Raw genomic sequence first — 11,390 nt, forward strand, 5'->3', positions numbered from 1 at the left:
GAGATCCTTGGAGAGGTGTCGGCCCGAGCCGGAGCCCGGGCCGACTGAGGCGCCTAGAACTTCATCCGCAGGCTGACCTGGTAGTTCGGCCCAAACAGCGGACGGCCCAGGAAGACGCCGCCGGCGCCGACGCCGCTGCCGACCACGCGGGTGTTGCCCTCGGTGATCGCCAGCTTGTTGGTGACGTTGGTGCCGGTGAAGGCCAGCTCCATGCCGTTCTCCAGCGCCAGCGAGGCGCCGATATCCAAGGTCGTATACTTGGGCAGCGGCTGCAGGTTCTGCAGGTCGGCGAAGCGCTGGGTCACATAGGTTCCGGTGGCGTACAGCGTCAGGCCGCCGGCCGGGGTGTCGAAGGTGTAGGCCGGCGTGAACCGGGCCTGGAAGTCGGGGTTGCGCAGCACCTGGTTGCCGGTGATGCCAGGCCCGCCGGCCACGTACTTGCCGTGCTGGTAGTCGCCCGACACCGTCAGCGACAGGCCCTTGAACGGCCGGACGACGCCGTCGAACTCGACGCCATAGGTGTCCGAGCTGGTCAGGTAGCGGACCACCGTGCCGTCGGCCAGGATCTGCGAACTCGGCTGACCCCGGAACGTGTTGTAGAAGCCGGTCAGGTTGACGGCGTACCAGGCGCCGCGCGTCTTGAGGCCGCCTTGCAGCTGGTCGACCTTGGTGACGGCGGTCACGCCATTGCGCAGGTCGTCGAAGACCGGCAGCGCGTAGCCCTTGTTGTAGCCGATGAAGGCGTTGACGCCCGAGGTGAGCTCGTAGTTGGCGTTGACGTTGAACGCGCCCTTCGAGCCGCTGTAGTGGACCGGCTTCGAGCCCGGCAGCAGCACCGAGGCGCCGACGTCGTAGAGCGCCAGCGGGTCGGTCGAGATGTTCTGCTTGGCCGAGTTCTGGAAGCTGGCGTCGATCTCTTCCCACTCGTAGCGGAAGCCGGCGTCGAAGCGCAGCTTCGGCGTCACCTCCCAGTGATCGTTGAGGAAGATCGCGGTGTTGCGGCCATTGTAGACGTTATGCAGCGCCAGGGCGGTCGGCGTGTAGACGCCGCTGCCGTTGGTGATCTTCACGCCGTTGTCGAGCACCAGGTTGATCGGCTGGGCGTGGTTCTGGACGGTCATCAGCTGGTTGTGACCGGTCAGCCAGGTGTCGTCGGAGCTGTAGTCGGCGAAGTAGACGCCGGCGGTCAGGGTGTTGCCGCTGAAGATCTCGCGCGACAGGCGCGCCTCGTCCTGGAACGACTTGATCTTCTTGACGACGTAGAAGACGCCGACGCCGATCACGTTCTGGCTCATGTCGGTCAGGGCCGCGCCGGTCCCGATCAGGGTGGCCGAGCCGGTCGTGGCGTTACGCCCAGCCGCCGCGGTCGCGGCCGCGTTCGCGTTGGCCGTCGTCACCTGGGTGGCGATGAACGAGCCGAGTGTCACGGGCGTGGCGCCGGTGAACTGCGCGATCGTCGGCGTCGTGCCGGCCGAGTAGGCCATCTTGTTGCTGAAGGTGAAGTCGCCGAACTTCCGGTCGAAGTCGAAGCCGACCAGATGGATGTCGACGCCCCGGCCGCGCGCCAGGTCCACGGTCTTGGAGATCGGCGTGTTCGTGCCGTTCGAGGCGACGTCGAAGGTCACGATCCGCGTGGCGTTGCCCAGGAAGGTGTCGCGGGTCGGGTCGAAACCCGGGAACGGGTGCAGCTTGGCGTCATTGCCCGCGCCCGAGCGCAGCAGCGGGATCGGCGTGAAGAAGGCGTTGCGGTCGTAGGTCTGGCGCCCGTACAGCGTGGCCGAACCGTTCTCGAACTCGCGCGTCAGGGTGCCGACGACCTGATAGCCCTGGTCGGCCGGGAACTGGGTGTTCCGCACGCCCTTGGACGTCCGGTAGAAGCCGCCGAGGCTGCCGTACCAGCCGTTGCCGAGGTCGGCGCCGTAGTAGCCGTCGGCGCGCATGAACTTGCCGCTGCCGTAGGTGAACTGGGCCAGGCCGCCCGGATCGCTCTTGCCGGTCTTCTGGACCCAATTGACCGTCGCGCCGGGCTGGCCGTTGCCGAACAGCACGGCCTGGCCGCCGATCGTGGCTTCGACGCGCTTGACCGTCTCGTCGAGGCGGAACTGGGTCGAGTTGTCGAGGAACGAGAGGCTGGGGACCGGGTAGATCGGCAGGGAGTCGATCTGCATGGTCACGAACTTGGCGTCGCCGCCGGTCGGGAAGCCCCGCACGGCGATGTTCGGGCCCGAGACGCCGCCGGTGGTTTCGGCCCAGATGCCGGGCACCTGCTTCAGGACATCGGCGGCGCTGATCGGGGCTGCGGCCCGGAGGGCTTCGCTGCTGATCGAGGTGACCGCGTAGCCGGCCTCGAGCTTCTTCTGGCCGTTCGGATTGGCCGAGCCGACGACGATGATTTCATCGACCGTCGTGGTCGGAGCGTTGGCCTGGGCTTGAGTCTGGGCGGCGGCGGGGCAGGCGATGGCGGCCGCGGACGCGAGCAAGGCGATGCGTAAGGTCAGGTTCATAGGGCTCCCCCGAGAAAACGGGTGGATCGCGCGCCTTGGGTTTGTGAGTGCTGCGCGAGCCACGGTTTGGCGGAAGCGCGCCGGTCGCCGCTTCCGAAAACTAGATGCGGCGGGCTCGATTTATCCGGCTAGGCGTCGGAAACTTTTTTCAGGCGGGGCGCTGAAGGCCGTCCGTGAGCGGATCAGAAGCGATAGCCCAGGGAGAAGTTGAGGTTGCGGCCGAACAGCGGCCTGGCGATGATCGGGCCCGATGATAGCGCCGCGCCCAGCACGCGCGTATTGCCTTCGGTCAGACCAAAAGCGTTGAAAAGGTTCTGAGCGACCAGATCGGCATAGAGGCCATTGTCCAGCTGCACGTGCACACCGGCGTCGGTGGTCGAATAACGGGGCAGTTTCTGGAGGTTTTCGACGTCCGAAAAGCGTTCGCCGACGAAGGTATAGGTGGCGCGTAGCTTCACGTCGGCGCGAGCGACGCGTGTGGCGTAGACCGGCGAAAGGGCGAACTGGAGGTTGGGCTGGCGAACGACACGGTTGCCGCTGTTGTCGCCAAAGCCCCGGTAGCGTCCGTCCTGCCAGGTGCCCCGCAGCTCGACCGTCCAGCGTGGGGCTGGCGTGATGTCGGCGTCCAGTTCGAGGCCGGCCGCGCGGGCGCCGCCCAGCAGGATGATCGACCCGACCGTGCCGTCCGGCTGGGCCAGCATGCGGGTGAACTGCAGGCCCGAGAACCGGTTGACGAAGACGTTCGCCGAGGCGCGCACTTGTCCCGCGACGAGGTCCGCGCCAGCCTCGAGCACGTCCGCCGACTGGCCGCGCCGGCCGCCGACGCGCAACTTCTCGAAGCTCTGCAGGTTGGAGCCGTGGTTGAAGCGCATGTGCAGCGTCAGCCTGTCGGGCAGGGCCTTGTGGACCACGCCGGCTGTCCAGGAGAGCTGTCCGGACTCGTCCTTCAGGGGCGTCGAGGCGCCCAGCAGCAGGGCGCCGTTGTTGTCGTAGAGCGTACGTGGATCGCCGTCGAAATCGGTGTTGGCCTGGACGTTGCGGACGGCGCCGCGCAGCGACTGATGCTCGATCCGGACGCCGGCGCTGATATTCGTCCGGTCAGAGACGGTCCAGCGGTCGTTGAGGAACAGCGCGACATTGGCGCCGTGGCTGTAGCCGGTGATGTGGCTGGTGGTGGCGCTGACGAAGCCGTCGCGACTGGCCCGTACGCCGTTGTCGAGGATCAGGTCGATCCGCCGGGCGTTGGGCTCGGCCAGCAGCAGCAGGTTGTTGCCGAACTGGCGGGAGTCGTCGGATTTGTAGTCCGAAACATAGAGGCCGGCCGTCAGCCTGTGACCGTCGCTGACCGCGCGCGAGACCCGCAGTTCGTTCGTCACCGAGGCTATGGTCTTCTTCACCGACCAGAGCCCGGCGGTGAGGACATATCGGTCAGGCGCGAGCGGGGCGCCGGTGGCGGCCAGCACTGCCTGACCGGACGATGCGCGGCCCGCCGCCAGGACGACACGCGGATCGGCATTGGCGCGCGCGACGGTGTCGGCGACGTACTGGCCCAGCGTCGTGGGCACAGGGCCGGTGAACAGCCCGATCGTATTGGCGTCGCCGCGGGTGATGTTGAACCGGTTGGTGACTTCGACGTCGTCGCTCGGGGACCATTCCATGCTGGCGCCCGCCACCAGGAGATCGAGTCCGCGCCCTTCGTCCAGCTCGACGGGCTGGTATGCGCGCGGGCCGGTCTCGATCGCGAGCCGCCGGGTGTCCGAGCCGATCAGGGTGTCGCGCAGCGGATCAAAGCCGGGCAGCGCGCTGAAGCCGCCATCGCCCTCCGCGACCAGAGGCGCGCCGGTGTAGAAGGCGTTGCGGTCGCGCGTATAGCGGACATAGGCGGTCAGGCTTCCACGATCGAAACGGCGCGTCAGGTTGGCGGTGATCTGGCCGCCGCGATCCGCCGGGAACTGCGTGTTCCGGATGCCGTCGGAGGTCCGGTAGAAGCCTCCGATCGCGAACACCGTCTTGGCGTCCAGCGGCCCGCTGAGCCAGCCGTCGGCGCGGCGGGCGCCATAGTCGGCCGTCGTCAATCGTAGCCCGCCGCGCGGCTCCGGCGTGCCGGTGCGCTGGATGAAGTTGATCACCGCGCCGGGCTGGCCATTGGAGAGGATCGTGCTGGCGCCGCCGCGCAGGATCTCGACCCGCTGGATCATGTCGTCGACGCGAAAGAGCGTGGTGTTTTCGCTGAATGCCAGCTCGGTCGGTGGGAAGATCGGCGCGCCGTCCAGCTGGACGGTGAGGAAGGGGGCGTCGCCCGTTGTTGGAAAACCCCGGACGAAGACATTGGCCCCGGTGGCTCCGCCCGTGGTCTCGGCCCAGATCCCGGGGGCCAGTTTCAGGAGGTCGGCGGTGTTGTTGGGGGCCAGCTCGTGGATGCGCTCCAGGGAGGCGGTGGTGATGGCGAGACCCGCGTCGAGCCGTCGCTCGGGCGACACCGTACCGGTGACGACGAGGTCGGAGACCTGGTCGGATGTCGGGGCGGGCCGGGCTTCGATCGGCCTGCGCGTGGGCGGCGGACCTTTCGCGCGCATCGCCGTTCGGGGCCGTGCGGCGAGGCTGATGGCGTCGCCGTTGCGCGCGGCGACGTAGAGGTCCGTACCGCCCAGCAGCCGACGGAGGCCTTCCTCGACAGTGAACTGGCCTCTGACGGCACGGGTCTTCAGGCCGGACAGGCCGGCGGGCGACACGATCTGGATCCTGGCCTGGCGCGCGAATTCGGGAATGCCGGTCACGGCGGGCTGTTCTGCGAGGCTGAAGCGGATCTGCTGCGCCAAGGCGGACGCCGGCGCGGCCGCCAGCATCGGCGCGATGATCGCGACTGTCACCCGCGCAGGAAACACGTCTGGCCTCCTGACGAACGACACGCACCCGCGCCTGGAGCGAGCCTTATTCGGTAGATGCGCGAGCCCGCGATTTTCCGGCTATGCCGAGCCGGATTTTTTCGCGGAAATCCGAATGGTCTCACCCTGGGCCTCGGCGACGCCGCCCAGGCTGGCGGCGATGGCGGTGGCGAAGCCTCCGGGATCGTCGGCCTTGAAGAGGCCGGTGATCCTCTGCCGGGCAAGTTCGGGATCGGCGACGACGATCCGAACGGGCCCATAGCGATCGAAGGCGCGGACCGCGTCCGCCAGCCGTTCGCCACCGAAGGCCAGCATCCCGTCGCGCCAGGCCAGCAGTTGGGCCTGCTGTGCGGCGGCCACAGGGCGGACGTCGCTGGCGACCAGCAGCGCATCGGAGGCGAGCGTGAGGGCATGATCCTTTTCGACCGTGACGGCTTGCTTGGACCCGAACATGCCTCGGGATTGTGAAGCGATCAGCGTCCCCCCCGTGACAAGCGCCACGATGGGGGCCTTGCCAAGGCTCTGCACGCCGAACGCGCCTTCCGCGGTCTCCAGGACGAGGTCGCCCGCCTTGACGCTCAGCGGCAGGTCGCGCCAGCGGGGCGCATGGACGAACAGCTTGCCACGCACCAGTTCAAGCCGCCGGTCGTCCGACGACAGGGTGATGTCCACCCGCGTATCGGTGTCGAGCGTCAGCATCGTCCCGCCCTTGAGGGCCAGGCGGCGGATCTCGCCGACCCCGCTCTCGAGCGTGCGAGGTCGGCCCGAACCGACCACATACGCGCCCGCGAAGGTCGCGGCGAGGGCGGCGCCGAAACCTCCCAGAACCATCCGCCTATTCGGCGTCCGGCGGCGAGGCGGCTCATGCGCGGGTTCGAGAACGGGCTCCAGGGGCGGGGCGTCGTCTGGTTCGGGCATCTTGCCCAGCGCCACGGCGCGTTCGGCGTGGATCCAGGCGGCCTGGGCGCGAACGAAAGCCCCCAGCCGACGGCTGTCGCCTTCAAGCCATTGATCGAACTCTTGCCGATCCTCCGCCGTCAGTCCGCGCTCAGCCCTGGCCGCCCAAAGGTTGGCGGCGTCTTCGATATCACTGGCTGTTTCGCGTTCGGGCATTCGAGAGTTTGGCGTCTGCAACCACAGGGGCCTGAGCGGTGTCCTGCATCCTAGATGACTTGGCGGCGGTATTTCCGCCACGGCCAAATTGCGCCAGCAGGAGTTTCAGGCCCCTCGCGCTGTACTTTTCGACCGTGTGCTCGGCCAGGCCAAGCTGCTTTGCGGTCTCGCGCTGAGAAAGTCCGTCTACCCGCCGAAGCCAGAAGACCTTGCGGACCTGGGTCGGCATGTCCTGGATCGCGGCCTCGACGCGTTGCAGTTCGCGCTTGCCGTGGGTCTGTTGCTCGGGATCGGGCGCATCATCGGCTTCGCCGAGCGCGGCGAGGTCGGCGATCGAACCGATGGGGACGATCTTGCTGCGACGCAGGCCCTGCAGGAAGACCGAGCGGGCGACCTGGAAGGCGTAGGTCTTGGGATCGCGGATCTGCTCGACGCTCTCCAGCCTGGCCAGGATCGCGTAGGTCTCCTGCACGATGTCGTCGATGTCGGAGTCGGAAATCTGAGTCGTGCGGCGAATCCAGGCGCGCATGGCGGGTTCATGCGGCAGCACATGGGCCGCCAACCACTGACTGCGCGCTAGGTAAGGTGCCTGCATGAGGTCCGCATCGCACGGGTTTGTGACAGCCGTGCGTAGGAGACCGATGCTGATCAATGGCTGATCGTGACCGGCGTCGCGCGCCCGTTTCTTGCCCCGAGAGTGAGCAGGCCCGGAGCGCAGGTCAATGGATTATCCCGGTTGCAGCCGTTCTCTCCGCCGCGACCGTCTGGTGAGCGCGGCCCTCTGCCTTGCGCGTCTCGACCGGTCGAAGCCGCGAAGACGTGGCTGGGCGATGAACACGCGGCGGTTCTCGACGTTCGCGATTTTAAACCGAAATGGCGCACCCGACACGATTCGAACGTGTGACCTTTGCCTTCGGAGGGCAACGCTCTATCCAGCTGAGCTACGGGTGCGTATCGCCCAAGCAGACCGGGCGGGAACGGGGTCTTAGCCGAAAGGCGGCGCGTACGCAACGCGGTCACGCCGCCCCCATGTAGATGAACCGGACCACGAACAGCGCCGCCAGCACGAACAGCAGCCAGTCGCCTGGCCTGGCCTGGCCGCGCACCAGCTTCAGGACCGCGAAGGCGGTGATGCCGAACGCCAGGCCGTTGGCGATCGAGAAGGTCAGGGGGATGGCGATCACCGTCAGAAAGGCGGGGATGGCCACGCCCGGATCGTCCCAGTCGATGTCGGCCAGGGCGCCCAGCATCATCGAGCCGACGATGATCAGGGCTGGCGCCGTGGCCGCCGCCGGGATCGCCTGCACCCAAGGGGCGAAGAACAGGGTGGCCAGGAACAGCAGGCCCACGACGATCGCCGTCAGACCGGTGCGGCCGCCGGCGGCCACGCCCGAGGCGCTCTCGATATAGCTGACGACGGTCGAGGTGCCGGCCAGCGAGCCGCCGATCGTGGCGATGCTGTCGGCCGTCAGGATGCGGTTCAGGCGCGGGATCGTCCCGTCGGGCTGCACGAGACCGGCCTTCTTGGTCACCGCGACCAGGGTGCCGACATTGTCGAACAGATCGACGAACAGGAAGACGAAGATCACCTCGGCGATCGCCATGCCGGCTCCGCCGTTCAGGTGCAGGGCGGCGGGGATGTCCAGCTTCAGGGCCGTGGCGGTCAGGGCCGCCAGGCCGTAGTCGCCGGGGACGATCTTGGCCAGGCCCAGGGCCCAGGCGGCGCCGGCCGCCACGAGAATGCCGATCAGGATCGCGCCCTTCACCCGCCAGACCATCAGCCCGCCCATGATGAGCAGGCCCAGGATGGCGATGATCGCCGTCGGCTTCGTCAGGTCGCCCAGCGCCACCGTCGTGGCCGGATTGGCGACGATGATGCCAGCCTCTTTCAGGCCGATGAAGGCGATGAACAAGCCGATGCCCGCCGCGATGGCCGAGAACAGCGGACGCGGGATCGCCCCGACGATCAGCTGGCGGATACCGGCCACGGTCAGCACCAGGAAGGCGATGCCCGAAAGGAAGACGCAGCCCAGGGCGGTCTCCCACGGCAGGCCCATGCCCTTGACGACGGTGAAGGTGAAATAGGCGTTGAGGCCCATGCCCGGGGCCAGGGCGATCGGATAGTTGGCGATCAGCCCCATCAGGATCGAGCCCAGCCCCGCCGCCAGGCAGGTTGCGGCGGCGACGCCGGCGATCGGCATGCCGGCCTGGCCCAGGATCGCCGGATTGACGATGACGATATAGGCCATGGTCAGGAAGGTGGTGAAGCCGGCCAGCACCTCGGTGCGGACGCTCGTGCCCTGGGCGCTCAGCCCGAACTGCTTCTCCAGGAAACTCATCGCTTGCCCCTATCCCCGACGCGAAGCGGGAGTGTTGGCGGGCGGGTCTTGGAAGGCAAGCCTTAGCGCCTAGCGCTTGCGGAAACGCTTGGCCTCGGCCTCCAGCTTGGACATCCAGGGTTCCGGCTCGGTGCTTTCCGGCTGGAAGGGCAGGGTTCCGGCCACGCCGCGCACCGCCAGCGCCAACGGCGCGGAGAAGTGACCCAGGACGCGCAACGGCCGGCGCTTGTCGTCCGTGACGTCCCAGCCCTCGGCCTCGAACGCGACGACCTGCGCGGCGGGCGACTGGGTCTCGATATCGTCCCAGTCCGCTGGCCGCTCCACCGCCTCGGCCGCGTCGGTCGTCAAGCCGAACAGGGCCAGCACGCAGGCGTCGATCTCCGGATAGTCGGCCCGGGCCTCGGGTTCGGCGAAGTCGCGCTTGAGCAAGGCCCGGTATTCCAGGTCGTTGACGCCGGGAAGGTCGATCAGGCGCCGCAGCGCGTCGGGCTTGCTGGTCATGTAAACATTCAGTCCTTGGCGCTTTAGTCCTTGGTCGGATCGGCCGCGTTCGGGTCGCCATAGGTCAGGGCCAGGAAGACGTCTTCCAGGTCCGGGTCCTCGGTGGCGATATCCTTGATCTTCATGCCGTTGGCGCGCACGGCGGCCAGCACTTGCTCGACGCTGGACTGGCCCGTGCGATAGCTGACCTGGAAGGCGCCATTGGCCCGCAGCTTGGTGTCGAAGCCCGCCAGGGTCGGGGCGGCCAGCACGGGCTCTTCCGGGGTCACCACGACATTGCGGCTGTCCATGCGGCGCAGCAGCGTGCTGGTCGGCTCGCAGGCCACCACCTCGCCGCGGTTGACGATGGCGATCTCGTCGCACAGCTCCTGGGCCTCTTCCAGGTAGTGGGTGGTCAGCACGATGGTGACGCCCAGGTCGTTGAGGCCCTTCACATAGGTCCACAGCTGGCGGCGCAGCTCGACATCGACGCCGGCGGTCGGCTCGTCCAGGATCAGCACCGGCGGCTGGTGGACCATGGCTTTCGCCACCATCAGACGGCGCTTCATGCCGCCCGACAGCTGGCGGACATAGGCATTGGCCTTGTCGCCCAGGCCCAGGGCGTTCAGCAGCTCGTCGGTGCGGCGCTCGTTCCTGGGCACGCCATAGAAGCCGGCCTGCACCTCCAGCGACTCGCGCGGCGTGAAGAAGACGTCGGCGGCCAGCTCCTGGGGCACCACGCCGATCGCGGCGCGGGCGTCGCGCGGCCGCTGGTCGATGTCGCGGTCCCAGATCTTCACCGTGCCCGAGCTCTTGCGCACCAGGCCGGCCAGGATGTTGATGAAGGTCGACTTGCCCGCGCCGTTCGGACCCAGCAGGCCGAAGATCGAGCCGCGCGGGATCTTCAGGTCGATGCCGTTCAGCGCCTTCTTCTCCGGCGAGGTCTTCGTGCCGGCATAGGTCTTGTACAGGCCTTCGGCTTCGATGGCGTAGGCGGGCAGGTCCATGGGCGTTCCCAAGAAGAGGCGGGCAGATAGGTGACGAACACGTCGTTTGAGGCGCCCGTCGATTGACGGCGCCTTTGAGCGTCGCATAGGTATGCCTCGTTCGCGCCAACGCCAAGGCCGCGTTCAGATTTCTCAAGGACGCCGATATGGCCAACGCCCCCACCGCTCCGACCGCCATGGATGTCGACGCGATCGCCGGCCCCGCGCCGGAGACGATCTCGGTCCGCTCGCACCGCATCGCCTGCGACGGCGTCGGCGGAGCCCTGGGCCACCCGCGCGTGTGGCTGGAGATGGGCGCGGCCGGCTTCGTCGACTGCTCCTATTGCGATCGCCGCTTCGTGGCCTCGACGGCCGTGGGCGACGAGGACGAGATCCTGGCCCCGGGCGTCTACGAAGGCGCCGGCGGGCACTAGGCGCCCACCATGGCCGACGACGTCGCCCCATCGAACCGCGCCGAGACCCTGGCCAAGGCCTGGGAGGCGCTGGAATGGCCGCACGAGGCGCCGGTGCTCCGCGCCATCGCCATGCCGTCCGACACCAACCCCGAAGGCGACATCTTCGGCGGCTGGCTGCTGTCGCAGATGGACCTGGCGGCGGCCTCGGTCGCCTTCCACCGCGCCGCCGGCCGCTGCGCCACCATCGCGGTGGACAGCATGACCTTCATTTCGCCGGTCCTGGTCGGCGACGAGGTCAGCCTGTTCGCCCGCATCGTCCATACCGGCCGCACCTCGCTGAAGGTCCAGGTCGAGGCCTGGCGCCGCCGCCGCGACAGCGAGCAGGCCCATAAGGTCACCGAGGGCGTGTTCACGTTCGTGGCCATCGGTGAGGACCGCAAGCCAAGGCCGTTGCCGGTTTAGGCTGTTTACCAAACATAAGTCGTCCTTATGCTCTCCGCCCCGCTTGGGGGCGGACAGACCTGCGCAAGCAGGTCAGGTGGGGGCCTGTGCTGAGCTGGACGCACGTCCGCATCTCCACGCGGCCTAACCGCTGAAGTTCAAGAAAGGGACCGCGGAGCGCCGGGCCACGCCCGGAGTGTGTGAGTGAAGTACCGTTTCGACGAAG

General features: G+C 67.9%; 9 protein-coding genes and 1 tRNA gene. 2 read left to right on the plus strand and 8 right to left on the minus strand.

What is annotated here, in order from left to right:
- Positions 1–53: 53 nt before the first annotated feature.
- The 8 genes from AC07YH_RS20935 to AC07YH_RS20970 all read right to left on the minus strand — a co-directional run bounded on the left by AC07YH_RS20935 (position 54) and on the right by AC07YH_RS20970 (position 10,328).
- Positions 54–2,504 (minus strand): TonB-dependent receptor, encoded by a 2,451-nt coding sequence (locus AC07YH_RS20935; protein ID WP_494748880.1) that lies wholly within the window; start codon positions 2,502–2,504, stop codon positions 54–56.
- 182 nt (positions 2,505–2,686) lie between these two features.
- Entirely contained in the window at positions 2,687–5,389 is a 2,703-nt protein-coding gene (locus AC07YH_RS20940) for a TonB-dependent receptor (protein WP_494748881.1), read from the minus strand.
- 81 nt (positions 5,390–5,470) lie between these two features.
- Positions 5,471–6,502: a FecR family protein gene (locus AC07YH_RS20945; protein WP_494748882.1), complete on the minus strand. Its 1,032-nt coding sequence runs from the start codon at positions 6,500–6,502 to the stop codon at positions 5,471–5,473.
- A complete protein-coding gene (locus AC07YH_RS20950) occupies positions 6,477–7,154 on the minus strand; it encodes an RNA polymerase sigma factor (protein ID WP_494748883.1) in 678 nt (225 codons plus the stop codon). Before AC07YH_RS20950 ends, AC07YH_RS20945 begins: the two co-directional genes overlap by 26 nt.
- A gap of 222 nt (positions 7,155–7,376) precedes the next feature.
- Positions 7,377–7,453, minus strand: a tRNA-Arg gene (locus tag AC07YH_RS20955).
- Positions 7,454–7,518: 65 nt separating this feature from the next.
- A complete protein-coding gene (locus AC07YH_RS20960) occupies positions 7,519–8,841 on the minus strand; it encodes an NCS2 family permease (protein WP_494748884.1) in 1,323 nt (440 codons plus the stop codon).
- 69 nt (positions 8,842–8,910) lie between these two features.
- The gene (locus AC07YH_RS20965; RefSeq protein ID WP_494748885.1) at positions 8,911–9,342 is read right to left on the minus strand and encodes a hypothetical protein; all 432 of its coding nucleotides are present in this window, start codon (positions 9,340–9,342) and stop codon (positions 8,911–8,913) included.
- Between the two features lie 23 nt (positions 9,343–9,365).
- Positions 9,366–10,328: an ABC transporter ATP-binding protein gene (locus tag AC07YH_RS20970; RefSeq protein ID WP_494748886.1), complete on the minus strand. Its 963-nt coding sequence runs from the start codon at positions 10,326–10,328 to the stop codon at positions 9,366–9,368.
- A gap of 146 nt (positions 10,329–10,474) precedes the next feature.
- Between AC07YH_RS20970 and AC07YH_RS20975 the strand changes: the two genes are divergently transcribed.
- The gene (locus AC07YH_RS20975) at positions 10,475–10,741 is read left to right on the plus strand and encodes a zinc-finger domain-containing protein (RefSeq protein WP_494748887.1); all 267 of its coding nucleotides are present in this window, start codon (positions 10,475–10,477) and stop codon (positions 10,739–10,741) included.
- Positions 10,742–10,750: 9 nt separating this feature from the next.
- Positions 10,751–11,185, plus strand: coding sequence for an acyl-CoA thioesterase (locus AC07YH_RS20980; protein WP_494748888.1), 435 nt, complete (start codon positions 10,751–10,753; stop codon positions 11,183–11,185).
- Positions 11,186–11,390: the final 205 nt, after the last annotated feature.

The sequence above is a fragment of the Caulobacter sp. GW456-12-1-14-TSB4 genome (assembly GCF_059424195.1).

Excerpts from the sequence above, each read along its gene's own strand:
- AC07YH_RS20945 (WP_494748882.1), bottom strand. The coding sequence starts at position 6,502 with ATGCCCGAACGCGAAACAGCCAGTGATATCGAAGACGCCGCCAACCTT.
- AC07YH_RS20935 (WP_494748880.1), bottom strand. The coding sequence starts at position 2,504 with ATGAACCTGACCTTACGCATCGCCTTGCTCGCGTCCGCGGCCGCCATC.
- AC07YH_RS20980 (WP_494748888.1), top strand. The coding sequence starts at position 10,751 with ATGGCCGACGACGTCGCCCCATCGAACCGCGCCGAGACCCTGGCCAAG.
- AC07YH_RS20965 (WP_494748885.1), bottom strand. The coding sequence starts at position 9,342 with ATGACCAGCAAGCCCGACGCGCTGCGGCGCCTGATCGACCTTCCCGGC.
- AC07YH_RS20970 (WP_494748886.1), bottom strand. The coding sequence starts at position 10,328 with ATGGACCTGCCCGCCTACGCCATCGAAGCCGAAGGCCTGTACAAGACC.
- AC07YH_RS20960 (WP_494748884.1), bottom strand. The coding sequence starts at position 8,841 with ATGAGTTTCCTGGAGAAGCAGTTCGGGCTGAGCGCCCAGGGCACGAGC.
- AC07YH_RS20975 (WP_494748887.1), top strand. The coding sequence starts at position 10,475 with ATGGCCAACGCCCCCACCGCTCCGACCGCCATGGATGTCGACGCGATC.